General features: G+C 70.1%; 27 protein-coding genes and 2 tRNA genes. 16 read left to right on the top strand and 13 right to left on the bottom strand.

What is annotated here, in order from left to right:
- Positions 1 to 8 precede the first annotated feature (8 nt).
- The gene (locus V6S67_RS13755; RefSeq protein WP_334210759.1) at positions 9 to 1214 is read right to left on the bottom strand and encodes an amidohydrolase; all 1206 of its coding nucleotides are present in this window, start codon (positions 1212 to 1214) and stop codon (positions 9 to 11) included.
- A gap of 145 nt (positions 1215 to 1359) precedes the next feature.
- On the opposite strand from V6S67_RS13755, the gene V6S67_RS13750 reads away from it, so the two are divergent.
- The 7 genes from V6S67_RS13750 (at position 1360) to V6S67_RS13720 (ending at position 8301) form a co-directional block, all read left to right on the top strand.
- Positions 1360 to 2733 (top strand): glycosyltransferase 87 family protein, encoded by a 1374-nt coding sequence (locus tag V6S67_RS13750; RefSeq protein WP_334210758.1) that lies wholly within the window; start codon positions 1360 to 1362, stop codon positions 2731 to 2733.
- Positions 2733 to 4361, top strand: a complete 1629-nt coding sequence (locus V6S67_RS13745; protein ID WP_334210757.1) for an ATP-binding protein — start codon at positions 2733 to 2735, stop codon at positions 4359 to 4361. The genes V6S67_RS13750 and V6S67_RS13745 overlap by 1 nt, the downstream gene beginning before the upstream one ends.
- Positions 4358 to 5032 carry a response regulator gene (locus V6S67_RS13740; protein ID WP_334210756.1) on the top strand — a complete coding sequence of 225 codons (675 nt, stop codon included), beginning with the start codon at positions 4358 to 4360 and terminating at the stop codon, positions 5030 to 5032. The genes V6S67_RS13745 and V6S67_RS13740 overlap by 4 nt, the downstream gene beginning before the upstream one ends.
- 43 nt (positions 5033 to 5075) lie before the next feature.
- The gene (locus tag V6S67_RS13735) at positions 5076 to 5720 is read left to right on the top strand and encodes an MOSC domain-containing protein (protein WP_334210755.1); all 645 of its coding nucleotides are present in this window, start codon (positions 5076 to 5078) and stop codon (positions 5718 to 5720) included.
- 335 nt (positions 5721 to 6055) lie between these two features.
- Positions 6056 to 7975 carry a DEAD/DEAH box helicase gene (locus tag V6S67_RS13730; RefSeq protein ID WP_334210754.1) on the top strand — a complete coding sequence of 640 codons (1920 nt, stop codon included), beginning with the start codon at positions 6056 to 6058 and terminating at the stop codon, positions 7973 to 7975.
- 126 nt (positions 7976 to 8101) lie between these two features.
- Positions 8102 to 8173, top strand: a tRNA-Thr gene (locus V6S67_RS13725).
- Between the two features lie 54 nt (positions 8174 to 8227).
- Positions 8228 to 8301: transfer RNA gene (locus tag V6S67_RS13720), tRNA-Met, on the top strand.
- Positions 8302 to 8461: 160 nt separating this feature from the next.
- Here the strand turns inward: V6S67_RS13720 and V6S67_RS13715 are convergent.
- The 4 genes from V6S67_RS13715 to V6S67_RS13700 form a co-directional block, all read right to left on the bottom strand.
- The gene (locus tag V6S67_RS13715; protein WP_334210753.1) at positions 8462 to 9052 is read right to left on the bottom strand and encodes a dihydrofolate reductase family protein; all 591 of its coding nucleotides are present in this window, start codon (positions 9050 to 9052) and stop codon (positions 8462 to 8464) included.
- 160 nt (positions 9053 to 9212) lie between these two features.
- Entirely contained in the window at positions 9213 to 10382 is a 1170-nt protein-coding gene (locus tag V6S67_RS13710) for an RtcB family protein (protein ID WP_334210752.1), read from the bottom strand.
- Between the two features lie 72 nt (positions 10383 to 10454).
- A complete protein-coding gene (locus V6S67_RS13705) occupies positions 10455 to 11084 on the bottom strand; it encodes a class I SAM-dependent methyltransferase (RefSeq protein WP_334210751.1) in 630 nt (209 codons plus the stop codon).
- On the bottom strand, positions 11074 to 12231 hold the full coding sequence (locus tag V6S67_RS13700; RefSeq protein WP_334210750.1) for an NAD(P)/FAD-dependent oxidoreductase: 1158 nt from the start codon (positions 12229 to 12231) through the stop codon (positions 11074 to 11076). Before V6S67_RS13700 ends, V6S67_RS13705 begins: the two co-directional genes overlap by 11 nt.
- Positions 12232 to 12321: 90 nt before the next feature.
- On the opposite strand from V6S67_RS13700, the gene V6S67_RS13695 reads away from it, so the two are divergent.
- The 8 genes from V6S67_RS13695 to V6S67_RS13660 all read left to right on the top strand — a co-directional run bounded on the left by V6S67_RS13695 (position 12322) and on the right by V6S67_RS13660 (position 18097).
- A complete protein-coding gene (locus V6S67_RS13695) occupies positions 12322 to 12906 on the top strand; it encodes a helix-turn-helix domain-containing protein (protein WP_334210749.1) in 585 nt (194 codons plus the stop codon).
- 109 nt (positions 12907 to 13015) lie between these two features.
- Positions 13016 to 13582 carry a type 1 glutamine amidotransferase domain-containing protein gene (locus V6S67_RS13690; RefSeq protein WP_334210748.1) on the top strand — a complete coding sequence of 189 codons (567 nt, stop codon included), beginning with the start codon at positions 13016 to 13018 and terminating at the stop codon, positions 13580 to 13582.
- A gap of 139 nt (positions 13583 to 13721) precedes the next feature.
- Positions 13722 to 14771, top strand: coding sequence for an ATP-dependent DNA ligase (locus V6S67_RS13685; protein WP_334210747.1), 1050 nt, complete (start codon positions 13722 to 13724; stop codon positions 14769 to 14771).
- Between the two features lie 49 nt (positions 14772 to 14820).
- The gene (locus tag V6S67_RS13680; protein ID WP_334210746.1) at positions 14821 to 15765 is read left to right on the top strand and encodes a DUF2797 domain-containing protein; all 945 of its coding nucleotides are present in this window, start codon (positions 14821 to 14823) and stop codon (positions 15763 to 15765) included.
- Between the two features lie 34 nt (positions 15766 to 15799).
- Positions 15800 to 16030, top strand: coding sequence for a hypothetical protein (locus V6S67_RS13675; protein WP_334210745.1), 231 nt, complete (start codon positions 15800 to 15802; stop codon positions 16028 to 16030).
- An 86-nt stretch (positions 16031 to 16116) separates the two neighbouring features.
- Positions 16117 to 16566, top strand: coding sequence for an FAS1-like dehydratase domain-containing protein (locus tag V6S67_RS13670; RefSeq protein ID WP_334210744.1), 450 nt, complete (start codon positions 16117 to 16119; stop codon positions 16564 to 16566).
- A gap of 2 nt (positions 16567 to 16568) precedes the next feature.
- The gene (locus tag V6S67_RS13665) at positions 16569 to 17009 is read left to right on the top strand and encodes a MaoC family dehydratase (protein WP_334210743.1); all 441 of its coding nucleotides are present in this window, start codon (positions 16569 to 16571) and stop codon (positions 17007 to 17009) included.
- Positions 17010 to 17017: 8 nt separating this feature from the next.
- A complete protein-coding gene (locus V6S67_RS13660; RefSeq protein ID WP_334211602.1) occupies positions 17018 to 18097 on the top strand; it encodes a UDP-N-acetylmuramate dehydrogenase in 1080 nt (359 codons plus the stop codon).
- Positions 18098 to 18124: 27 nt separating this feature from the next.
- Here V6S67_RS13660 and V6S67_RS13655 read toward each other — a convergent pair whose 3' ends face one another.
- From V6S67_RS13655 to V6S67_RS13630, 6 genes are all read right to left on the bottom strand, one after another.
- On the bottom strand, positions 18125 to 18553 hold the full coding sequence (locus tag V6S67_RS13655) for a hypothetical protein (RefSeq protein ID WP_334210742.1): 429 nt from the start codon (positions 18551 to 18553) through the stop codon (positions 18125 to 18127).
- A gap of 177 nt (positions 18554 to 18730) precedes the next feature.
- Entirely contained in the window at positions 18731 to 19870 is a 1140-nt protein-coding gene (gene asd / locus V6S67_RS13650; RefSeq protein ID WP_334210741.1) for an aspartate-semialdehyde dehydrogenase, read from the bottom strand.
- 61 nt (positions 19871 to 19931) lie between these two features.
- Positions 19932 to 20348, bottom strand: coding sequence for a hypothetical protein (locus tag V6S67_RS13645; RefSeq protein ID WP_334210740.1), 417 nt, complete (start codon positions 20346 to 20348; stop codon positions 19932 to 19934).
- 1 nt (position 20349) lies between these two features.
- A complete protein-coding gene (locus V6S67_RS13640; protein ID WP_334210739.1) occupies positions 20350 to 21012 on the bottom strand; it encodes a hypothetical protein in 663 nt (220 codons plus the stop codon).
- Between the two features lie 16 nt (positions 21013 to 21028).
- On the bottom strand, positions 21029 to 21979 hold the full coding sequence (locus V6S67_RS13635) for a hypothetical protein (protein ID WP_334210738.1): 951 nt from the start codon (positions 21977 to 21979) through the stop codon (positions 21029 to 21031).
- A 105-nt stretch (positions 21980 to 22084) separates the two neighbouring features.
- Entirely contained in the window at positions 22085 to 22807 is a 723-nt protein-coding gene (locus tag V6S67_RS13630) for a TMEM175 family protein (RefSeq protein WP_334210737.1), read from the bottom strand.
- Between the two features lie 97 nt (positions 22808 to 22904).
- On the opposite strand from V6S67_RS13630, the gene V6S67_RS13625 reads away from it, so the two are divergent.
- On the top strand, positions 22905 to 23690 hold the full coding sequence (locus tag V6S67_RS13625; protein ID WP_334210736.1) for an LssY C-terminal domain-containing protein: 786 nt from the start codon (positions 22905 to 22907) through the stop codon (positions 23688 to 23690).
- Here the strand turns inward: V6S67_RS13625 and V6S67_RS13620 are convergent.
- Entirely contained in the window at positions 23676 to 24269 is a 594-nt protein-coding gene (locus V6S67_RS13620; RefSeq protein WP_334210735.1) for a dihydrofolate reductase, read from the bottom strand. The two genes, V6S67_RS13625 and V6S67_RS13620, sit on opposite strands and share 15 nt — an antisense overlap.
- On the bottom strand, positions 24266 to 25045 hold the full coding sequence (locus V6S67_RS13615) for a thymidylate synthase (protein ID WP_334211601.1): 780 nt from the start codon (positions 25043 to 25045) through the stop codon (positions 24266 to 24268). The genes V6S67_RS13620 and V6S67_RS13615 overlap by 4 nt, the downstream gene beginning before the upstream one ends.
- Between the last annotated feature and the right edge of the window lie 48 nt (positions 25046 to 25093).

The raw sequence follows: 25093 nt of genomic DNA, 5'->3' as shown, positions 1-25093 counted from the left end.
GCTGGCGCCTAGCCCCGGGGAGCGACGGTGCCGCTGCGCGTCCCGGTGTCGTAGGAGTAGACCTCCGTACCGCCGATCCACACCTGCAGGGCGCGCTGCATGACGTCGAGCGGGTCACCGCTCCACAGCACCAGGTCGGCGTCCTTGCCGACGGCGAGGGACCCGAGACGGTCCGCGAGGCCGAGGACCTTCGCGGGATTGATCGTGATGGAGCGCAGCGCCGTCTCCCGGTCCAGGCCCTCCTTGATCGCGAGCGTGGCCTGGTGCACCAGGAAGTTGATCGGGATGACGGGGTGGTCCGTGATGATCGAGATCTCCACGCCGGCCCGCGCGAGCTTGCCCGGGTTGGCCAGGGAGCGGCCGCGCAGCTCCACCTTGGACTTCGTGGTGAAGAGGGGACCGATGAGCACGGGCGTGCCGCGCTCCGCCAGGACGTCGCCGAGCAGGTGCGCCTCGGTGCCGTGGTCGAGCACGAGGTCGTACCCGAACTCGTCGGCGATGCGCAGCGCGGTGGCGATGTCGTCCGCGCGGTGCGCGTGCTGGCGCCAGGGGATCTCGCGCCGCAGGACCATGGCGAGGGCCTCGAGGTGCGGATCGCGTGCGTTCTCGTCCGCCTTGCCCATGTAGTTCTGGGCCTTCATGAACGCCTCGCGGATCACGAGCGCGGTGCCGAGCCGCGTGGACGGCATCTTGTTCTTGGCGCCGTACACGCGCTTGGGGTTCTCGCCGAGCGCCGACTTCAGGCCGCTGGGGGAGCGCAGCACCATCTCCTCGAGGTAGCGCCCGTGCGTGTGGAGCGCGACGGCGAGCCCGCCGATCGGGTTGCCCGACCCGGGGTTCACGTTGACCGTGGTGACGCCGCCCGCGAGGGCGTCGTCGAAACCGGGGTCGTAGGGGTTGATGGCGTCGATGGCGCGCACACCGGCGGTGTTCGGCTCGGTCATCTCGTTGGTGTCGTCGCCGGCCGCGCCCTCGCCCTCCTCGTGGGTGCCCAGGTGGACGTGGGCGTCGACGAAGCCCGGGAGCAGCCACTTGCCGTCCGCGTCGATCACGGTGGCGCCGTCGGGCACGGCGACCGACGGGCCGAGGGCCGTGATGCGGCCGTCCTCGACGACCACCGTGCCGTCGAAGGGCTCGCCGTCGATCGGGACGACATGAGCGTTCGTGATGGCGGTGAGGGGAGCGGCAGGGGTGGTTCCGCTGGGGGAGGACATCGGTGCAGGGGCCTTTCACAGGAGGGCAGGGTGATTTCCAACATACCCGCCCGCGGGCGGCACCCCGGGGCCGTGCCTACACTGGATGAGCCGTTCCCGGGCTTCGCCCGGCCGGTCGAATCAGCACGCCCTTCGGAAGGAAAGCATGAGCCAGCGCAGTTCTCCGGCGACGGTCCGGGCGCTGGGCCTCGTCGCCTCGGTGGTCGTGGCCGCGGCCCTGGCCCTGTGGGCGTTCACCTGGGCCGACTTCATCGGCCTCGACTTCAGGGTCTACCGCATGGGCGGACAGTCCGTGGTCGACGGCGACGGCTCGCTCTACACGCGCTCCTTCGGGGAGGGCAAGGGCTCGCTCCTGTTCACCTATCCGCCGTTCGCGGCCCTGGCCTTCACCGTCCTGACGCTCGTGAGCGCGGAGACCGGAGCCATCCTCTTCGTGGGCGTGTCGGTGCTCATCGCCGCCGCGACGTCGCTGCTCGTGACGCGGTACCTCGGCGGTTTCCGCAGCCTCAGGGACGTGGCCGCCCACCCGACGGCCCTGCCCCTCGCGATCGCAGGCACCGGCCTGGTCTGCCTGCTCGGCCCGTGGCGCGAGACGATGGCCTTCTCGCAGGTCAACATCCTGCTCTTCGCGATGATCGCCGCCGACCTGCTCTCCGGTCCGCACCGGCGGATGCCCACCGGCCTGCTCACGGGCATCGCCGCCGGCATCAAGCTCACGCCCCTGGTTTTCGGCCTGTACTTCCTCGTGCGCGGCGAGTGGAAGCAGCTGTTCACCATGGCGGCGGGTTTCCTCGGGACCATCGCGCTCGGGTTCGTCCTCCTGCCGGGCGAATCGGCTACGTACTGGCTGCAGATGCTCCGCGACACCGGGCGCATCGGCGGCGAGGGCTATGTGGACAACCTCTCGGTGCGCGGCGCCCTCCTCCACTTCCTCGGCCCCGACTTCCCCGCCACCGTTCCCTGGCTCGTCGTGTCCCTCCTGCTCGTCGCCGCGACCGCGTACGTCATCAGGACCTCGCTGCGCCGCGGCGACCGCTTCCTGCCCATCGCCATGACGTCGCTGCTCATGCTCCTCATCTCGCCCATCTCGTGGTCCCACCACTGGGTGTGGATCGTCGTGGTCCTCGCGGTCCTCGCCGGTCAGGCCGCGGGGCTGCCCGCGGACCTGCGGGCCCACCGCACGACGGCGGCCGTGCTGTTCGTGGTCACCCTGCCCGTCTTCGTCTACTCGCCGAAGACCATCGGCCTGCTGTTCGGTGCCGAGGACCTCAACTCGCAGCTGACCACCGTCTGGCTCATGGCATCCAGTGCCGGTGTGTTCTGCGCGCTCGCCATCACGGTCTTCTGGGTGCTCCTGTCACGCGCACTGCACCTGCGGTCGGCGGGCGGGCCGGGTCACCTCCCGGACGCAGCCGCGTCGGGTACAGCCGCGTCGGGTACAGCCGCGTCGGGTACAGCCGCGGACCCCGGGGCAGGCCTCCTGCCCGACGACGCCGCCCCCGGCACCCGTACCCGCTGATGGCCGCCGCGGCCCGGCGTACCCTCGCGGCGCCCGTCAGCCGGTCGCGGGTCATTGCGGGCTGCGCCGTCGCCCTGATCCTCCCGCCGCTGCTCGAGGCCGCCGTCTTCACGGTGGGCGCTTCGCTGCTCGCGGTCGATGTCCTGTTCCAGCTCGCCGGCGTCATCGCCGTCGCGCTCATCGGAGGGCTGTGGCCCGCCCTGCTCGCGGCGCTGTGGAGCAGCATCATCCTCAACTACACCTCCACGGAGCCCTTCGGATCCCTGGAGATCTCCGACGCGGAGAACGTGGTCACGGTGCTGATCTTCATCGCCGTCGCCACCGCGGTGTCGCTCGTCGTCGGGCTCTCGGCCCGCCGGTCCCGCGAGGCGGTGCTCGCGCAGCAGGAGGCCGCCCTGCTCGGCGAGCTGGCGCGCGGCGTGCTGGCGGAGGAGGACACGCTGCAGGGTTTCCTGCGCCACGTCCAGGTGCAGTTCGACGTCGAGGCGGTGGCCCTGTTCGGGCCGGCGCAGCCGTCGGCCGGTCCGGCTCGTACGGCCGGTCCCGACAGTCCGGACGGTCCGGACGGTCCGGACGGTCCGGACGGTCCGGACGGTCCGGACGGTCCGGACGGTCCGGGCGATGGCACTCCGGGTACCTCGGCGGCCGCGGCCCCGCGGGAACGGAAGGCGCTCGCCGTGCGGGCCCGGCCCCGCCCCGACGACGCGGATGCATCCGCGAACCGGGCGCCCACGGGCACCTGGACACCGGACAGCGCCACGGTGCTCGAACCGGTCGACGGCGACTTCTCCCTCGCGCTGTACGGGCGCCAGCTGTCGGGGCGGGAGCGCGGCCTGCTGACCGCGTTCGCCGGACAGCTGCGGTCCATGCTCCAGCGGCAGGAACTGCTGGCGAGCACCCGGACCAACCGGAGGCTCGTGGAGGGCAACGTGATGCGCACCGCGATCCTGCGCTCGGTGTCCCACGACCTCCGCACGCCGCTCGCCGGCATCAAGCTCGCCGTCAGCAGCCTCCGGCGGTCCGACGTCACCTTCTCCCAGGAGGACGAGGACGAACTGCTCGAGACCATCGAGGACTACTCCGACCGGCTCGACGCGCTCGTGAACAACCTCCTCGACATGTCGCGCATCACCGGTGACGCCGTCAACCCGCACCTGCGGCCGCTGAAGTGGACCGACGTCGTCGGGCCCGCCCTCGCCGACGTGGCCGAGGACCGGGTGAGCGTGATGATCCCGCCGAACCTGCCGGCCGTCGACGCCGATCCCGGCCTGCTCGAGCGTGTGCTCGCGAACATCGTCGAGAACGCCGTCAAGTACGCGCCCGGTGCGCCGATCGAGGTCACCGCCTCCATCGGCGGCACGGGCAAGGCGCTCGTCAACGGTTTCCCGGCCGGCGAGCTGCGGGTGATCGACCACGGCCACGGCGTGTCCCGCGACGACGTGGAGGCCATGTTCCGCCCGTTCCAGCGCCTTGACGACGCCCCGTCGGGCGCCGGCGTGGGGCTGGGCCTGGCCGTGGCCAAGGGCTTCACCGAGGTGATGGGCGGGGTGATCGACGCCGAGCAGACGCCCGGGGGCGGCCTGACCCTCGTGATCCGCCTGCCCCTCTCGACGGGAGCGGGCCTGTGACCCGTGTCCTGGTGGTCGACGACGAACCGCAGCTCCTCCGCGCCCTCGAGATCAACCTTCGTGCCTACGGCTACCAGTGCGTGACGGCCGTCGACGGGGAGACGGCTCTCGCCGCGGCGTCGGAGCACCACCCGGACATCGTCGTGCTGGACCTCGGCCTGCCGGACATCGACGGCGTCGAGGTCATCCGCCGCATCCGCGGCTGGTCGCAGGTGCACATCATCGTGCTCTCGGCGCGGCACGGATCGCAGGACAAGGTCGACGCGCTCGACGCCGGTGCCGACGACTACGTGACGAAGCCCTTCGGTCTCGACGAGCTGCTCGCGCGCCTCCGGGCTGCTGCCCGACGCGTGGCCGTCGAGGCGGAGGCGCCGGTCGTCACGACCCCCCACTTCACCCTCGATGCCGGTGCGCGGCGCGTGGTCAGGGACGGCAAGGACGTCCGGCTCACGCCGACGGAGTGGAAGATCATCGACAGGCTGATCGCGCATCCCGGCAGGCTCGTCTCGCAGCAGCAGCTGCTGCTCGATGTCTGGGGTCCCGCCTACGCGAAGGACGTGCAGTACCTCCGCGTGTACATGGCGCAGCTGCGCAAGAAGCTCGAGCCGGATCCTGGTGCTCCCCGCTATCTCGTGACCGAGAGCGGCATGGGGTATCGGTTCGAACCGTGAACGGCGGAGACCCGGACGCATGGCGCCACCTAGGATGGTGGCCATGACCACTGGCACCCTCCTCGCCGTCTGCCGCGTGCACGGGCTGCTGCCCACGAAGGATTCCACGGGGGTGACCGCGATCGACAAGAGGCCGGTCGACGGGCCGGTCGCCGTGCATCCGCTCGGGCTCACCGGCGACGTCCAGGCCAGCCGCAAGCATCACGGCGGCCCCACGAAGGCCCTCTACGCCTATGCGCAGGACGACGCCGACTACTGGGCCCGTGAGCTCGGCCGCGACATCCCGCCTGGGCTCTTCGGGGAGAACCTGCGCGTGGCCGGCATCGACGCCTCGAACGCGGTGATCGGCGAGCGATGGGCCATCGGGGACCAGGTGGTGCTCGAGACGACCATGCCGCGCACGCCGTGCGTGAACTTCGCCCGCTACCTGGGGGAGCGGTCCTGGGTGCGGCGTTTCGCCGAGGCCAACCGCGTCGGCACGTACCTCAGCGTCGTGACGAAGGGCAGCATCGCGGCGGGTGACACCGTGAGGCTCGTCAGCGTCCCCGAGCACGGCATCACGGCCGCGCAGGTCTATGCAGGACTCGACGGGGAGCAGGCACAGCGGCTGCTCGACGCCGGATCCGCCCTCACGCCGCAGGTGCGGAAGGCCGCGCTGCAGGGACTCAGGGTCGCCTCCCCGGCCTGACGTGCCGAAGGTCACGCGCCCGACGTCGTCCCCGGTGACTGGCCGGGGGTGGACGTGCCGTAGACTAGAGGTATCCCCCACACCGGTATTCCCTTTATTTCCGCCCCTCGGGGCCGGATAGGTTGTGTTGGGGCTCGGAGCACAGACTCGCGAGCAGATTCATCAGGGAGCGCCGGCGAAGAAAAGTCACACATCACTGCTGTGAGAGCAGAGACCACGGTGTGACGAGGAAGTTCGGCCTCGGGATTGAAACAGCGCCGGATTTCCATGTTCATTCGGCACTGCGGGCTCCTTCCTGTCAGGCCGTCCGGCACCTACCTGAAGGAATTCTCTCCGTGCCTGAAAACCTGTCCGAGCAGAACATCGACACCACCCCCGTCTCCGGGACCACCGCTGCGGTTCCCGCAGCGAAGTCCGACGACGACGGCGTGGACATCCGCTTCACCGAGCTCAACCTCGACGGCCGGATCCTCGCCGCGCTGAACGACCTCGGCTACGAGAAGCCCTCACCCATCCAGGCAGCGACCATCCCCGCGCTGCTCGAAGGCCGCGACGTCGTCGGGCTGGCGCAGACCGGCACCGGCAAGACCGCCGCGTTCGCCGTCCCCGCGCTGTCGAAGATGGCCGAACTCGCCGACGTCAACGGCGGCCCCAGCAAGAACACGCAGGTCCTGGTGCTCGCACCGACCCGCGAGCTCGCGCTCCAGGTGGCCGATGCCTTCACGTCCTACGCCAAGCACATGGACGGGTTCACCGTCCTCCCCGTCTACGGCGGATCGCCCTACGGCCCCCAGCTCAACGGCCTCCGCCGTGGCGCGCAGGTCGTCGTCGGTACCCCGGGCCGCGTCATCGACCACATCGAGAAGGGTTCCCTGGACCTCTCCAACCTCGAGTACGTCGTGCTCGACGAGGCCGACGAGATGCTGCGCATGGGCTTCGCCGAGGACGTCGAGAAGATCCTCGCCTCGACGCCTGCGGAGAAGCAGGTCGCACTGTTCTCCGCCACCATGCCCCCGGCCATCCGCCGGATCGCGAAGAAGTACCTGAACGATCCGGCCGAGATCTCGGTCAAGGGCAAGACCACGACGGGCACCAACACGCGTCAGCGCTACCTGCAGGTCATGGGCCCGCACAAGCTCGATGCGATGACCCGCATCCTCGAGGTGGAGGACTACGACGGCATCATCGCCTTCGTCCGCACCAAGGCGGCCACCGAAGACCTGGCGGACAAGTTGCGTTCACGGGGCTTCTCGGCCGCGGCCATCAACGGCGACATCCCCCAGCAGCAGCGCGAGCGTACCGTCGAGGCACTCCGCGACGGCAAGATCGACATCCTCGTCGCCACGGACGTCGCCGCCCGTGGGCTGGACGTGGAGCGCATCTCGCTCGTCGTGAACTACGACATCCCGAACGACACGGAGTCCTACGTCCACCGCATCGGCCGCACCGGCCGTGCAGGGCGCTCGGGTGACGCGATCCTGTTCATCACCCCCCGCGAGAAGTACCTGCTGCGGTCGATCGAGAAGGCCACGCGCCAGCCGGTCGAGCAGATGCAGCTGCCTTCCACGGAGAAGATCAACGAGCTGCGCCTCAGCAAGTTCGCGGACAGGATCACCCAGACGCTGGCAGGCAAGGACGTGGCACTGTTCCGCGACCTCATCGCCACGTACGAGCGTGAGCACGACGTCCCCGCCGCGGAGATCGCCGCCGCCCTCGCCGTCATGGCGCAGAACGGCCAGCCGATCCTCGTCCAGGACATCCCCGTCGCTCCCGCCGGACAGCGCGAGCGCGCCGAAGGCCGCAAGGACGCCTTCGGGTCCCGTGGCCCGACGCGCACGCTCACCGAGGGCAACGCCACCTACCGTATCGCGGTCGGCCGTCGCCAGCGCGTGATGCCGGGCTCGATCGTCGGTGCGATCGCCAACGAGGGCGGACTGTCCTCCTCGCAGATCGGCGGCATCGACATCCGTGCCGACCACAGCCTGGTGGAGCTGCCCGCGGACCTGTCCACGGACCAGCTGCGTGCGCTCTCCAGGACGCGCATCGGCGGGGAGCTCATCCACCTCGAGCTCGACAAGGGGCGCAAGCCCGCGGGCAACCGCGGTGCGGGCGAGTTCAAGAAGCCCTTCAAGAAGGACTTCCCCAAGCGCGACGGCGACACCCGGTTCTCCGGTGACGCCACCCGCAAGCCCCGCTCCGCGAAGGGTGCCGGGGCGGGCTCGGGACGCTCCTCCGCGCAGTCCGAGCAGTGGTAGGCCCCAACTAGCGGTACCCATCGGACCCGTGCGTGCACGGGTCCGATGCGGAATCGGAGATCCGTCCGTCCGGGCGGCTGCCGATTTCGCACCAACGGCCGGGAACTGGTAAAGTTTCTTGCTGTTGCCCCCCTAGCTCAGTGGTAGAGCGCGTTCTTGGTAAGAACGAGGTCACCGGATCGATTCCGGTGGGGGGCTCATGAATGAGGGGCCCGTGGCGATCATCAGATCGGTACGGGCAGCCTCATTTAGGGCGGTGTAGCTCAGCTGGTTAGAGCGCACGACTCATAATCGTGAGGTCGTGGGATCGAGTCCCACCACCGCTACAGAAAGACCCCCGGAATCCTCGAGATCCCGGGGGTCTTCCTGTTTCTCCCGCTGCCCGTCGACCCAAGGACCACCTGGTCCCTCCGCTCGGCACCAGCGAGGGCTCCTCGCGGCGGGTCCGAGTTTCGGACGGTGGCGGGCAGCTGCCGGCGCCGTCCCCTAGGAGGGCCGATCGACGGCATAGTGGGCGATGATGACGCCGGTGGTCGTGGTGACCGACCGCACGAGCGTCAGGTTCCTGCGGTCGGAGGCCCCGAACAGCGTGGATCCCGACCCGAGCACGATGGGATGGATCTGGAGGATGTACTCGTCCACGAGATCCGCCTCCTGCAGGGCGCGGACCAGCTCGCCGCTTCCGAGGATCGTGATGTCCGCGTCCGTGTCGTCCTTCAGCCGGCGGACCGTCCCACGGGCATCGCCAGCAAGCAGGACCGACTGCGGATACGCCAACCCGGCGGTGGCCGAGCGGGACACCACGTACTTCTGCACCTGCGTCAGGTAGTCGGTGAACGGATTGGGTTCGGTGGCCGACGTCCAGTGGCCGAGCACGTCCTCATAGGTCCGTCGGCCGAACAGCATCACCCCGCCTCCGGCCATGCCTTCGCTCATGAACTGCAGGGACACCTGATCCTGGTAGCCCTCGCCCCACCCACCCCGGGTGAAGCCGCCGCGCATGTCCTCGTCCGGCCGGCCGGGGCCCTGCATGACGCCGTCCAGGGTGATGCTCTCGGTAACGCTGATCCGTCCCATGTCCTGCATCCCGTCGCTCGAGGGGCCTTCTGGTTCGATCGTTCAGACGGAACGGAGGGCACAGAATCATCGCGGGCCGGTACGCGCCACCTGAAATGATCCAGAGCGATGTCAGCAGGCCGTCGGCGTTCGGCTGCCGCCCCATCATCGGTGGGGCCGGTCAGTCGCCCTTGACGTTGATGATCTGGCGGAGCGTGTGGCGGACGTCCACGAGGTCCCGCGCGTCCTGCATGACGACGTCGATGTCCTTGTAGGCGGCCGGGATCTCGTCGAGGAACGCCGGGGTGTCCCTGAACTCGATCCCGCGCATCGCCGTGCGGAGCTGGTCCTGGGTGAACGTCTTCCGGGCCCTGTTGCGCGAGTACTCACGGCCTGCGCCATGGGGTGCGGAATTCATGGACTCCCTGTTGCCCCTGCCCGTGACCACGTAGGAGCGGGTCCCCATGGACCCGGGGATGAGCCCGGGGCGTCCGGGGTCGGCGGCGATGGCACCCTTGCGGGAGAGCCACACGTCCTTGCCGTAGTGCGTCTCACGGTGCGTGTAGTTGTGGTGGCAGTTGATGCGCTCGCGCTCCACCACCGGGCCGCCCACCCAGTGCGTGAACTGCCGCACCACGCGGTCCATCATCTCCTCGCGGTTGAGCAGGGCGAACCTCTGCGCCCACAGGAGCTCACTGATGTAGCGGTCGAACTCGGGCGTCCCCTCCTCGAGGTAGGCCAGGTCCTGGTGGGGGAGGCCGATGGACTGCCGGGCGCAGTAGTCCTGGGCCGCCCGGATGTGCTGCTGCGCGATCCGGTTCCCGATGCCCCGCGACCCCGAGTGGAGGAACAGCCAGACGTTGTCCTCCTCGTCGAGCGAGACCTCGATGAAGTGGTTGCCCGAGCCGAGCGTCCCGAGCTGCAGCCGCCACTGTTTCACGTAGCCCGCGGGGTCGAAGCCGGCGGACCGGGCGTCCTGCTCGAGGGTGTCGATGCGCGGCTGCGCCGTGGCGCTCACGCGCTTGTTGTTGTTGCCGGCCGAGAGGGGCACGGCCCGTTCGATGGCCTCCCGCAGCGCGCGGCGGTCCAGGCGCGCCACGTCCTGTGCCGTGTGGTCCGTCCGCACGGCCACCATGCCGCAGCCGATGTCGACGCCGACCGCCGCGGGGATGATCGCCCCGAGGGTCGGCAGGACGGACCCGACGGCGCAGCCGAGGCCCAGGTGGGCGTCGGGCATCGAGGCGAAGTGCGGGTACACGAACGGCATGGAGCTCGTCAGCCGGTTCTGGGCGAGGGTCACGTCGTCGATGACACTGGCGAAATTGACGTACTGCTCGGTGATCCACTGCATCCGTCGAGGGTACCGACGGGCCGGGCGGGAGTGCACGCGGTACCCACTCCCGCCCGGGATCTTGCGGACGCCTCAGCGGATGCGCACCGCGTGCAGCACCGCGTCGCTGATCCTCACGTCACGGCCGTCCGACGTCTGCTCCATTCGGGGACGGGACTCGCAGATCCGGAGGTCCCAGGCGTCGTCGAGCAGTGCGGCGATCTCCTGGGGTGTATGGAAGAGATCCGCCTGATGGGGGCGTCCCACCCCGGAGTGGAGGTCCGACGGGTCGTGGGCCACGACCAGGAGGCTGCCGCCCACACGGACGAGCGCCGCGAGCGAGCGGAAGACCTTCGAGTGCTCCGGCTCGGGCAGGTGCACGAACTGGGCGGACACGAGGTCGAGACCGGCCGGCAGGTCGGGTTCGGCCAGGAGGTCCACCCGACGCCAGTCGAGCCGTCCCGCGACCGACGGGTCGAGTTCCTCCGCCTGCGCGCGGGCCCGGTCGATCGCGACCTCGGAGACGTCGACGCCGAGCACGTCCCATCCGCGGGAGGCGAGCCAGACGGCGTCGGCCCCTTCCCCGCAGCCGACGTCGAGCGCCCTGCCCGGAGGCAGTGCCGCCGCGACGTCGACGAGCTGCCGGTTGGGCCTCCCGCTCCAGATGCGGGGCCGCTGCCGGTAGCGGTCGTCCCAGAATTCCTGCGTGTACTCAACCAGCACGGCGGACTCCTTCCCGAGCCTTCGTCCCGGCGGGCCCGGCGTCGCCGACCATCCCGCCCTGCACCCCATGATGCACCCCGTCAGCCGGGCCGTCGGCCAGACCGTCAGCCAGACCGTCAGCCAGGCCGTGCCGGCGCACACCGAGGACGCGGTCCGAGACCTCCGCCTCGAGCGCGGCGGAGAACGGCCCGCGGACTCCTTCGACGGCCCACGCCGTCTCCTCCTGCACGAGGTCCGCGTTGATCGCGGCACCCGCCATGGTCCCCTCGGCCGCTGCGACGACCACCTGCGCGGCGAGGTTGGTGACGTTCCCGGCGACGTAGAGGCCCGGTACCTCCGTCGACCCCATCGGACCGCCGTCGAGCGCGTGTCCCATCCCGGACGGGTGCTCCCGGGCGGTGAGCCCGAGGGGTTCGAGCAGGGCACTGCGTGCCTCCATGCGGGTGCCGACGGCGAGGGCCTGCAGGTCCATCCGGTGGCCGCCCTGCAGCGTGACTCCCGTGAGGACGCCGTCGGCCGCGTCCACCGACGCCACGCGCCCGTAGACCACGCGGATGGAGCGGGCCGCCAGCCGGTCCCAGTCCTCCTCGGTGGGCGCGACGGTGTCGTGGAGGAAGAGCGTGATGTCGTCCGACCACTGCCGGAACAGGAGTGCCTGGTGGACCGACAGGGGCCCGGTGCCGAGCACGCCGATGCGCCGGCCGCGGATCTCGTACCCGTGGCAGTAGGGGCAGTGCACGACGCCGGCACCCCACTGCTCCCGCAACCCCGGGATGGGCGGCAGTCCGTCGGCGAGGCCGGTGGCGACGAGCAGGCGCCGGCCGGTCACGGTCCCGCCGTCGGCCAGTCCCACGGTGAAGCCCTCGCTGCTGCGCGTCGCCGTGACGGCGGAGGTGTCCATGAGGGTGGCACCGAAGGACCGGGCCTCGGCACGGCCGACATCGAGCAGGGCGTGCGGGCTCATGCCCTCGCGGGTCAGGAAGCCATGCACACCGTGTGCGGGTGCGTTGCGGGGGCGGCCGTCGTCGAGGACGACCACGGACCGGAGCGCGCGGCCCAGTGTGACGGCGGCGCTCAGGCCCGCGGCCCCGCCTCCGATGACGACGACGTCGTACCGGTCCCTCGAGGCTCTGCTGGTGGGTGTCATGGGGTCCCTCTCTCTCGTGCTGATGGATCAAGCATGCGCAGGACGCAGCGAGGCTAGCAATATTTGTTGCTGGTATGGCAACATGTGCGTATGTCATCGGACCTCGACGCGGTGCTCGACGCCGTCGGACCACGCCTCCGCGCGCTGCGCGCCCAGCGCAGCCTGACGCTCGGTGACGTGTCCGCCGCCTCCGGTATCTCCGTGAGCACGCTGTCCCGCCTGGAGTCGGGCCAGCGGCGCCCCAACCTGGAGATCCTGCTGCCCATCGCACGGCTGTACGGCGTGCCGCTCGACGACCTCGTCGGCGCGCCGCCCACCGGGGATCCCCGCGTGCACCTGCGTCCCATCACCCACCACGGCATGACCGCGATCCCGCTGACGCGCCGCCCCGGCGGGGTGCAGGCCTACAAGATGGTGCTCGCGGGCGACGCGCGCGGCACGGAGCCCGACCCCCAGGTCCACGAGGGCTACGAGTGGCTCTACATCCTCGACGGATCCCTGCGGCTCGTGCTGGGCGACAACGACTTCGTGCTCGGCCCTGGCGAGGCCGCCGAGTTCGACACGCGGACACCCCACTGGTTCGCGAGCGCGGACGGGAAGCCCGTCGAGCTCATCAGCCTCTTCGGCCAGCAGGGGGAGCGGATGCACGTGCGTGCCCGCCCGAAGCGGTCCTGAACCACCGCGCCCCGAAGCCTGCAGCGCAAATGCTCAGCTTGCTTATCGTTTCGCGGGTTCCTAGGCTGGAAGGCGTATGACACGCACGCTCTACGCAAGGGAGAACAGCATGTCCGAACACGACATCTCAGGCAAGAAGGTCGCATTCCTGCTGACCGACGGGGTCGAGCAGATCGAACTCACCAGTCCCTGGAACGCGGTCAAGGAGGCTGGCGGGGTCCCCACGCTCGTGTCCCCGAAGACGGGGACGCTCCAGGGGTTCGACGGCGTGGACAAGGGCGAGACGTTCGAGGTGGACCTGGCGGTCGCCGATGCGTCCGCCGACGACTACGACGCCCTGGTCCTGCCGGGCGGTGTGGTCAACGCCGACTTCCTGCGCGTCGACAAGGACGCCCAGGCCTTCACACGGGCGTTCTTCGAGCAGCACAAGCCCGTGGCGTCCATCTGCCACGGACCCTGGCTGCTCATCGAGGCCGGGGTGGTCGCCGGACGCGACCTCACCTCCTACCACACGCTCGCCACGGACCTGAAGAACGCCGGAGCCAACTGGACCGACGAGGAAGTGGTGGTGGACCAGGGCCTGGTCACCAGCCGCCACCCGGGCGACCTCGAGGCCTTCAACGACAAGCTCCTCGAGGAGATCGCGGAAGGCCCGCACGAGGGCCAGACAGCGTAGCCGACCGCCCGGTACCGGCGGCCCGGATTCTCCGGGCCGCCGTCGTGGCCGCCACACCAGGCGGAAAGTCCAGGCGCCCGTGAGGAGTCCGGGAGAGCGCGGATAGCCAGGAGCGCGGCCCGTACGGCACGATCAGGGCATGACCGACCTGCCCTTCCCCATCCAGCCGATGCTCGCCAAGGCCGTGGACACGGTCCCAGAACCCGACAGCGCACCCGGCGGCCTCGTGTACGAACCGAAGTGGGACGGCTTCCGTGCCGTCGTCAGGATCGAGGACGGCACCTGCGAGATCGGCAGCCGCGGCTCGAAGGCACTGACCCGGTACTTCCCCGAACTCGTCGAGGCCCTGCTGCGGATCCTGCCCGCACGCTGCGTCGTCGACGGCGAGATCGTGGTGCGGCGGGGCGAACCCGGCGCGGAACGGCTCGACTGGGACGCCCTGTCCCAGCGCATCCACCCGGCGGAGAGCCGGGTGCGCCTCCTCGCCGCTGAGACGCCGTCGTCGTTCGTGGCCTTCGACCTGCTCGCCCTCGGCGACGACGACCTGACGGACGCCCCCTTCAGTAAGCGACGCAGCGCGCTGGAGTCCGTCGGTGCGTCCTTCGCGGCGCCGGTCCACCTCTCGCAGATCACGCACGACGTCGAGCTCGCGCGGCGCTGGCTCGTCGAGTTCGAGGGTGCGGGCCTGGACGGCGTGGTGGCGAAGCCGCTGGGCGCCGCCTACGAGCCCAACAAGCGGCGCATGCTCAAGGTCAAGCATCACCGCAGCGCCGACACCGTGGTCCTCGGCTACCGCGTGCACAAGTCCGGCCAGGGTGTCGGGTCGCTGCTGCTCGGCCTGTACGACGACGACGGCGAGCTGCGCAACGTCGGCGGGATCTCGGCGTTCTCGGACCAGCGGAGGCTGGAACTCGTCGGGGAGCTCGAGGCCGACGTGCTGCGGAACAGCGACGGGGAGGCCGAACGCGGCGAGACCGAGCGCAGCCGCTTCGCCTCCGCCCGGGACATCTCCTACATCAGGCTGCAGCCGCGGCGCGTGGTCGAGGTGCGGTACGACCAGATGGAGGGGGACCGCTTCCGGCACACCGTGCAGTTCGAACGGTGGCGGCCCGACCGGGAGGCCCGCTCCTGCACGTTCGGGCAGCTCGACCTCCCCGCGGCATACGACCTCAGCACGGTCCTCGCCTGATCCGCCGGTTCCCGCCGATACTGGGGGTGCCCGCACCTAGGCTGGCACCGTGAGCCTCACCTATCTCTGCAGCGGTGTGACCTGGCACGGGACCGAGCCGGTCCTGTCGCTGCGCGAGGTGCCCTCCGCGTCCGTCGCCGGTGCGCCCACCGAGGAGCAGGGCCTGCGGGACGTCTCCCTCGCGCCGGGGACGAGGCTGGCGTTCGAGGTGTCGGCCACGGGCCGCTACTGCCTCGGATTCCACCGCGTGCACGGACGCGACGACCGCACCTGGGTGCCCTGCGCCGACCAGCGTCCGGCCGAACGGGGCTATCAGTGCGGCCGGTGCCTCGCCCAGGACGACGTCCGCTTCATGCACGACGTCCACCGCTCGGGGATCGCACCGGCAGGCCTGAAACGCTACCTCGACCAGCCCCACTGGCTGTACGTCGCGACCTTCGCCGACGGGTCCACCAAGGTGGGCACGGCGTCGCACCTCAGGAAACGGGCACGGCTCGTGGAGCAGGGCGCCGTCGTCGCGCAGTTCGTGGCGCTCGCCGACGACGGGCGGATCGTGCGGATCCTCGAGGACGAGGTCACGCGGAGTGTCGGCCTCCCGCAGGCCGTGAGATCCGGGACGAAAGCCGCGTCCCTCTGCGCACCCCTGCCGGCGCGCCAGCTCGAGCGACTCAACGACGGCTCCGCCCTGGCGGCCAGGGGGCTGCTGCAGGGCGGCGTGGACGTCGCGGGATTCGAGGTGGTGCACGAGGAGTACGAGCCACCGGAGGCGTGGTCCGCGGTGCTGGCCCGCAGGGGGCTGCAGCCCTACCCGGAACCGCTGGACCGCGGACGGCACGGCTTCAGCGTGGCCGACGTCATCGGACCCTCGGCCGTGGTCGCGATCGACGGCACCGATCTCCTGTTCGTCGCGGACCTCACGCAGCTCAGGGGGAGGCGCCTGCGGTTCGGCGACTTCAGCACGCCCGTCCCCGCGGTCCAGGAAGCCCTCTTCTGAGCGTCCGGTCCGCCCGCGGCAGTAGAATCGGATCATGCTGAATACGCCCTGGGAGACCGGCTCGGACCTGTACCGCAAGCTGGTGATCTGCGCGCTGGTGACCACGGCGCTCGGGATCCTCATCGCCGTGGCGGGCGCCGCCACCGGCCGGCCCGCCCTCGTGTTCACGGGCATCCCGATCATCGTGGTCGGCATGGTGTGCCACCTGAGCGGCATGGTGGTCCGCTCGCGCGATGTCCGGCGCCGCATGAGGGACCAGCGCTGACCTCGAACGGCACGGCGCGCGCCGCCGTGCCGCCCACCGCCCACGTACCGCAGGTACTGCCATACGCCGCTTCCATCGGAGGACCCATGACCATCAACCCCGACCTGCAGGGGCGCAGCTACCCCGCGGGAGAGACCTACTCCGTGGGACGCGAGGCCATCCGCGACTTCGCCCGGGCCGTGAAGGCCACCCACCCGGCGCACTACGACGTCGAGGCCGCGGCTGCTCTCGGTCATGCCGACCTCGTGGCACCGCCGACGTTCGCCATCATCGTCGCCCAGCGGGCCGATGCGCAGCTCATCGGGGACCCGGAGGCCGGCATCGACTTCACGCGTGTGGTGCACGCGGACCAGCGCTTCGTCCACCACCGGCCCATCATCGCCGGGGACCAGCTCGTCGCCGAGCTGCACGTGGACCAGGTGCGGTCCATGGGTGGCGGGGCCATGATCACCACCCGGGCCGAGATCACCACCATCGACGGCGAGCGGACGGCCACCACGACGTCGTCCATCCTCGTGCGCGGAGAGGACCAGTAGCCATGGCAGTGTCGACAGCGACCCTCGAGGTCGGTCAGCAGATCGGGACCACCACGCTCCACATCACCCGGCAGGACCTCGTGCGGTACGCCGGGGCATCGGGGGACTTCAACCCCATCCACTGGAACCAGGCCTTCGCCGAGGGGGTCGGCCTGCCCGGCGTCATCGCCCACGGCATGTTCACCATGGGGGCGGCCATCCAGCTCGTGACAGACTGGATCGGGGACCCGGCGGCCGTCGTCGACTACCAGACGCGTTTCACCAGACCCGTCATCGTCGAGGACACGACAGCGCAGCCCGGCGAGCCCGGGGCCGTCGTCGAGGTGACGGGCGTCGTCGGCGCGATCGACACCGATGCCTCCACCGCCCGTATCGACCTCACCGTGACGTACGCGGGCCAGAAGGTCCTCGTGAAGGCGCAGGCCGTGGTGAGGCTCCCGTGACGGCTCCGATGACGGGCACGCGCCTGGCCGACCTCACGACCGCGCGCGTCGGAGGTCCGGCGCGGTCCCTCGTCGAAGCCTCGACCGAGCAGGGCATCGTCGACGCGGTCCGTGCAGCCGATGCCGCCGGGGAACCGCTGCTCATCATCAGCGGCGGGTCCAACCTCCTGATCGGCGACGACGGGTTCGACGGCACCGTGGTGCACATCCGGTCCACGGGCTTCACGGTCAACGACGACGACGCGACCTGCGGCGGCGTCATGGTCAATGTCCAGGCCGGCCACGACTGGGACGACCTGGTCCGCTACACCGTGATGCATGCGTTCTCGGGGCTCGAGGCGCTCTCGGGCATCCCGGGATCCACCGGGGCCACGCCGGTGCAGAACGTCGGAGCCTACGGGTCCGACGTCTCCCAGACCATCGCCACGGTGCGGACCTACGATCGCGAGACGGACCGTATCAGGAGCTTCACCAACTTCGAGCTCCAGTTCGGCTACCGCGACTCCCTCCTGAAGCGCACCACGGTGAACGGCTCGCCGCGCTACGTGGTGCTGTCCGTCGAGTTCCAGCTGGGGCTGGGGCGCCTGAGCAAGCCCGTCCGGTACGCGGAGCTCGCCCGCGCGCTGCGCATCGACGTCGGAGCACGTGCCTACGCCAACGACGTGCGCCGTGAGGTGCTGAAGCTGCGCAGGGGCAAGGGCATGGTGCTCGACGGTCCCGATGCGGACACCCGGAGCACCGGCTCGTTCTTCACCAACCCGATCGTCGGCCAGGACGTCGCCGACCGGCTGCCGGAGGACGCCCCCCGGTACCCGGCAGGGACGGACGGCCAGGTGAAGCTCAGTGCGGCCTGGCTGATCGAGCATGCCGGGTTCTCCAAGGGCTTCGGGCTGATGGACGACGACGGGCACGCGGCAGCGGGTGGCCGTGCGTCGCTGTCGACGAAGCACACCCTCGCCGTGACGAACCGGGGAGGGGCGTCGGCGTCCGATCTACTGGCCGTGGCACGGCTGGTGCGGGACGGCGTCGAGAAGGCGTTCGGGATCCGCCTGGAGCCGGAACCGCTGCTGATCAACTGCGCCCTGTAACTCGTCGTCCGCGGAGGCCGGCGCACCTCACAGTGCGGGGGAGCGGCGTGCCTGCTCGGCCGCGGCACGCGTCAGGACGACGTCGTGCCAGCTGTCCTCGCGCTGCACGAGTTGCCGTGAGCACAGCCACTGCGCGAGGCGCGACGCCACGCTGATCTGTGCCAGCCGGTCGTGGAAGTCGGGGAGGAGCTGTGGGCCCGCGAGGAAGTCGGGCAGGGCGTGCAGCAGTTCCCGGGCGCCCATGACCTGCACGTAGGGGGCGTCCGTCCCGAACTGCCGTTCGAGCGCGAGCAGCTCCTGCTCGGCGTCCGTGAGCCTGGCAGCAGCGATGTGCTCGAGGTAGTCCCGGAGATGGTCCTGCACGCGCTCGTACCGCAGCAGGCTCTCGGGATGCTGCACATGACCACTCACCGCGAAGAAGCGCCGGAGGATGGTGTCTGCGTTCACGGGGTCCATGCGCTTCATCCTGCACGCGCCCTCCGACCTTTTCGGTCGGGGCAGGTGCGAAGGTCGAAGGCGCCGGTCAGGATGCCCCCGGCCCCGGCCCCGGCCCCGGCCGCCGGCAGCCCGGGGTCGCCCGTCCGCGTCGTGCAGGAGTCGCAGCACCGGGAGGTCGCCGGGCCCCCTCCGGCGTCAGAGGTTGCCGGTGGCGATCATCAGCATGCGTCGCAGCGGCTCGGCCGCACCCCACAGGAGCTGATCGCCCACGGTGAAGGCGCTGATGTACTCCGGGCCCATCTCCAGCTTGCGGATACGGCCCACGGGGACCTCCAAGGACCCGGTGGCAGCGACGGGGGTCAGCCCGGCGAGGGTGTCCACCTTGGTGTTGGGGATGACCCGCACCCACTCGTTGTCGGCTGCGATGATCGACTCGATCTCGCTGACGGGCAGGTCCTGCGTCAGCTTCAGGGTCAGTGCCTGGGAGTGCGAGCGCATGGCTCCCACCCGGACGCACAGGCCGTCGAACGGGATGCGGGTCTCGGTGCCGAGGATCTTGTTCGTCTCCGCACCGGCCTTCCACTCCTCCTTGGACCGGCCGTCGCCGAGGTCGCTGTCGATCCAGGGGATGACGGAACCGGCCAGGGGGACCCCGAACTGCGAGGCTTCGAGGCTCGGGTGACGCTGCTTGGCGAGGATCGCCCGGTCGATGTCCAGGATGGCGGAGGCGGGATCGTCGAGGTTCAGGGCGACGGTCCCGTGGAGCGCACCGAACTGGTTCAGGAGTTCGCGCATGTGACGCGCCCCGCCGCCCGATGCCGCCTGGTAGGTCATGGACGTGCCCCACTCGACCAGGCCGTTGCGGAAGAGCCCGCCCAGCCCCATGAGCATGCAGGAGACCGTGCAGTTGCCGCCGACGAAGTCCCGGACGCCGTTCGCCAGGCCGGCGTCGATGGCGGACCGGTTGACGGGGTCCAGCACGATCACGCTGTCCTGCTCCATGCGCAGCGTCGACGCGGCATCGAGCCACAGGCCGGACCACCCGGCGTCGCGCAGCTTCGGGTAGACCTCGGAGGTGTAGTCGCCGCCCTGCGCCGTCACGATGATGGGCAGCTTGGCGAGGGTCTCGACGTCGTACGCGTCCTGCAGCGTGCCGGCACCCTCGGCGAACGACGGCGCCGCACCGCCTGCAGCCGACGTCGAGAAGAACACGGGGTTGACGCGGGCGAAGTCGCCCTCGTCCTGGAGTCGCTGCATGAGGACCGAGCCGACCATGCCGCGCCAGCCCACGAATCCGACGGACGGCAGGGCAGGGCTCTCGGGTGCTGAAGTCATGCCTTCCAGTTTAGGCGGTGTGCCCGTGGCACGGCCGCTTTGTGACTGCGCCCCGCGCCGGCTAGACGGCCTGCTCCGACGGCGTGGGCAGGCCGCGCTGCTTCCGGAGGCGGTCCGCCCGGACCTCGATCATCATGTAGCGGGCGAAGAGTGCCGTGGTACCGAGGAACATCAGGGGGATGACCCACACGAACAGCGGGGGGTCGGGTCGAGGGTCGATGAACGGCGCGGCCACGACGGCCGTGACGACGAGCGATACCGCTCCGGCGATGATCACGAAGACGATGTAGCCCCATGCCGTGGTGATCTTCGGGCCGATTCCTTTGCGCCCGTTGCCGTATTCCTCGGGGAGATAGCTGACAAGCTCCCCGTTCTTCGCCCGAGACAGGATACGCGGCTGTCCGGTCTCGCGGACGAGGCGTTCGTGCTCGGCGGTCGTGGCGTCGTCCCGGCGCTGCCGTGCTGCGTCGTACACCATGTCATTCGCCCCTGATGTCGGTGAGCTCGGCCAGCAGGGCGTGGTCGTCGAGTCCGGTGCGTCGGTCGATGACGTCATCTCCCTCGAACTTGTAGCCGACGGTCCATCCACCCAGGTCCCTCTTCACGAGCAGGCGGCCCTTCCCCGGCGTCTCCCTGCGGTAGACGCTGGCGCCGCCGTCGGGCGTCGTGTCCAGGTGGGAGGAGATCATCGCGAGAAGAGCCTCCGCACCCGTCATCGACGGGGCCTGGGCCATCGCGAACCAGCAGAGGTAGGAACGGGGCTGCAGCAGGATGGAGAACTCGGCCGATTCCACCTGGAGCACACTGTCGCCCGGCCCGCCGGGCACGAGCAACCCGACGTCGACCCGGCGATCGGCCTCGGACAGGGCTGACAGCACGGCCGCCACGGCGCCGCCGACCACGAGCTCCCGCTCGTCGCCGACGGTCGCGAGGCCGTGCGCGACGAGGGAGGACGCCCCGGCCCGGATGACCTCGCCGTCGGACGCCTCGTCGGTGATCCGCAGTGCTGCAGCGCTCTCCGTGGACGCCGGTCCGGGCCTCATCGCGAGCAGGGCCGCCAACTCGGCATAGCCGAAACCCAGGGCGTCGGCGTAGGGATCGACCGTGCCGGGGCCGGGGGGTACGGTGCTGGTCTCAGTCATGTCTCTGTCCTAGGTCTCAGAATCCGAAGAAGTCGCCGACGGCTTCCGCGCCGTCGGACAGGGTGTCGCCGACGGCATCGGCAGCATCGCCGACCGCATCCGCCGCGGCCGTGGCACCGTGGGCGATCGCTGCCCCGGCGGCGTTGACGCCGTCATGGATGAACGGCACATTGTCGTAGAGGGCGAGTGCACCGCTGGCGACCATGGCAGCAGTACCGACCGGGGGAGGTGCGAAGGAGAGTCCCCCGAGGACCGCCTTGGTAGCGGAGTAGGCGGCGTCGCCGTACTCGCCGTCCTGGTAGCTGCTGATGGCGTCGTACGTATCCAACCCGGCACCCAGGAGCCCGAGACCCGTTCCGAGCCCCTTGAACGCTGCGAAGGCCTTCGTCCCGTCGGCGAGACCGAACGCGGTGTGCCACTTGCCGTCGAAGAGGTCGGACGACGTATTGAAGAGACCGCTCAGCGCATCAGAGTTCCGCAGCGCCTGGAACGCAGCGGCGTCGAACGGTCCACCGGCATGCAGCAGGGCCGCGATGTCGTACAGGCCCGCCCGCATGTTCGGGACCGCCTTGATCGCGTTGTAGGTGTTCCACGCCTGCATGAAGGGACTGTCGGGATCCTGCCCGCCCTGTCCGGCCTGCCCGCCCTGTCCGGGCGCGAACGGCACACCGGGGCCGGGCAGGCCTGCGCCGCCACCCTCGTCGCTCGCGGTCTCCTGCTCGTCGGCATGTCCGAGCAGTTCCGCGGAGACCTTCTCCAGGGCGTCGGTTGCCGCGACGAGGTGCAGCCGCATGGATCCGTTCCACTGCTGGCGCACCCGATCGGCGTCGCTGCCCTTCCACATGAACTGGTTGTTGATGGCGGCGCCGATGGCCGTGCTCGCCGCCGTGATGGTGGTGGAGCCCTGCGAGCACAGCTGCGCCAGCTCGCGCAACTGCGCAGGGTTGGATCCCCAGACGTCCGACATGTCATCCCCATTTGTCCAGTCGACCCGTGATCAGGGCCGTGCACTGCGGTCGAGCCTAGCCGCAGAGGACCGCGGCCGCGATGGGGACACGTACCCATCCGGTCCTCAGGCCGCCGGGGCGCGCCCCTGCCGCGGCCGTATCCCCGGTGTCGAGAACATCCGGTGGAACAGGAGGTCCGCCGGGATGATCAGGAGCCACAGGTACATGGCGTTGCCGGGCATCAGGAAAGCGACCGGGATGCTCACGGCGAACACCAGTGGTACGGGGAGCAGTCCCCGGAACACGTAGAGGTAGAGGTCCCGATCGACCGTCGGCGCCATGAGCTTCGCCCGCCACGCGTACACCCACAGCACGTCGAGCATGGAGTAGACGCCCGCGACCACCGCCGCGTAGACCACCACGGGCCAGGGCGAGGACGTCCCGCCGTACTCGCTGAGCACGCTGGTGGGCAGGGGAAGGAGGGCGACGAAGAAGAGCAGCAGCAGATTCAGGACCTGCAGACGGACGTCGTAACGGACGATCACGCTGAACTTCCGGTGGTGATTCAGCCAGGCACTGCCGATGACGGCGAAACTGAGCGCGAAGGAGAAGAAGTGCGACACCTGACCCACCAGCGCTGCACCGACCTGATCCGGCGCGAGGCCGTCGGGGACCTCCAGATCGAGGACGAGCAGTGTCATGGCGATCGCGAACACCGCGTCGCTGAAGAACACGGTCCGGTCCGTCGAGGTGCCCCGCGTGAGCACCGATCTGGAGCGGGACCTCAGGTCTCCCGGATTCGCCGGCTCGGCGTCGTCGTCGTCCTCGGTGTCCTCGGGCTGCGGCACCGTCCGAGCCTAGCTCCTCGCCCGGACCTAGAATAGGCGGATGGACGAGGCGCCAGCCGCCCGGAGCGGCGGCACGGTAGGCGGGGCGGGAAGGCCTGTGAGCACCGCAGTACTCCTGGGGCAGCGTGTCCTCTTCCTCGTGGTGGTGGTCCTCTCCGGCTGGGCGATCTACGCACTCTTCCTCGACGAGCTGGACGACGGCTACCGCCAGCCCTGGGTGTTCGTGATCATCTGGGCGCTCGCCGCCTATGTCCTGGTGCCGCGGATCAACCGGCTGCTCACCAGGATCTACGTGCCCGACTACTTCATCGGACGGACCCGCACCGCTGACGGACTCCTGGGCGATCCGGTCAACCTCGCCGTCATCGGCAGTGCCGGGGACCTTCGCTCCGCCATGCTGTCCTGCGGCTGGACCGAGGCCGATCCGCTGACGCTGCGGAGCAGCCGGCGCATCATCACGGCGTCGATCCTGCGTCGCAGCTACCCGTCGGCCCCGGTGAGCCCGCTGTTCGTCTTCGGGCAGAAGCAGGATCTCGCCTTCGAACAGCAGGTGGCGGGCAATCCTGCGCAGCGGCACCACGTGCGCTTCTGGGTGTGTCCGCCGGGATGGGTCCTCCCGGGCGGGTTCGACGTCGATCTCGTGGGCGCCGCGACCTTCGACCGCAGCGTGGGGCTCTCCCTGTTCACCTTCCAGGTGACCCACAGGATCGCCGAACGGACGGACGACGAGCGCGACTGGGTCGTCGCGAGTCTGCAGCCGAGGACTGATGTCCACCTGATCCGCCATTTCTCGACCGGCTACCACAGCCGCAACGGGGGCGGCGATGCGATCGAGACGGACGGGGACCTGCCCGTCCTGGCCCTGCGCTCAGACCCCGCCTGAGCGCCCCGCGTCCTCGCGGGGTGTCCTCGTCCAGAGGCTGATGCGGTACCGGGTCCCGGTGCTGGACTCCAGCCAGCCCGACTCCGGCGTCAGGGCCGCCAGTGCCCAGTCGGTACCGAGCGGCGGCGCCACGGTGTCACCCTGGGCATCGGATTCGACGACGGTGACGAGCACCGCGTTGGCCCGCTCCATGGCGTCGGCGTAGACCCGGCCGCCGCCGATCACCCAGATCTCCTCGGATCCGGGCGCGGCCTGCGCCGCCTCGAACGCCGCGTCGAGCGACCCGACGACGACGGCACCCGGCAGGTCGGCACCGGAGCGGGACACGACGATGTTCGTCCGGTCCGGCAGGGGGCGCGACTTCGACGGGAAGGACTCCCACGTCCGGCGGCCCATGATGACGGGGTGTCCCGTCGTGGTGGCCTTGAAATGCGCCATGTCCTCGGGCACGTGCCAGGGGATACCGCCGTCCCTGCCGATCACGCCGCTTTCGGTCTGCGCCCAGATCATGCCGACCACGGGGTGCGGACCGACGGCCTCGGACACGCCGAGGCTGCTGTGCGAGGTCGCCTCGCTCATACCGCCACCGGCGCCTTGATCGTGGGGTGGTGCTGGTAGTCGACCACCTCGAAGTCCTCGAGGGAGTAGTCGAGGATGCTGTCCGGCGTCCGCTTCAGTGCGATCCGCGGGTACGGGTACGGTTCCCGCGACAGCTGTTCGGTCACCTGCTCCACGTGGTTGTCGTAGACGTGGACGTCGCCGCCGGTCCAGATGAACTCGCCGGGCTCGAGCCCGGTCTGCTGCGCCACCATGAGGGTCAGCAGGGCGTAGGACGCGATGTTGAAGGGCACCCCGAGGAAGGTGTCGGCCGACCGCTGGTACAGCTGGCAGGACAGCCGGCCGGGACCGCCGTCGGTTCCCGGCGTCACGTAGAACTGGAAGAAGACGTGGCACGGCGGCAGGGCCATGTCCTTGATCTCCGAGACGTTCCACGCCGAGACGAGATGCCGGCGGGAATCGGGGTCGGTCTTCAGGGCCTCGACCACCTGGGTGATCTGGTCGATGTGGCCGCCGTCGGGCGTGGGCCAGGAACGCCACTGGACGCCGTAGACGGGTCCCAGCTCGCCGTCGTCGTCCGCCCATTCGTTCCAGATGGACACGCCGCGCTCCTGCAACCAGCGGACGTTCGAGTCGCCCCGCAGGAACCAGAGCAGCTCGAGCGCCACGGACTTGAAGTGCACGCGCTTGGTGGTGATGAGCGGGAAGGACTCGGCGAGGTCGAAGCGGAGTTGCCGCCCGAAGACGCTCCGGGTGCCGGTGCCCGTCCTGTCGCTCTTGGCCGCGCCGTTCGCCATGACGTCGCGCAGCAGGTCCTCGTACGGGGTGGGGATGGAAGTGCTCAC

Source organism: Arthrobacter sp. Soc17.1.1.1, assembly GCF_036867195.1.
Taxonomy (GTDB): Bacteria; Actinomycetota; Actinomycetes; order Actinomycetales; family Micrococcaceae; genus Arthrobacter_D.
The sequence above is the reverse complement of the archived record's forward strand: the minus strand, read 5'-3'. Positions and strand labels throughout refer to the sequence as shown.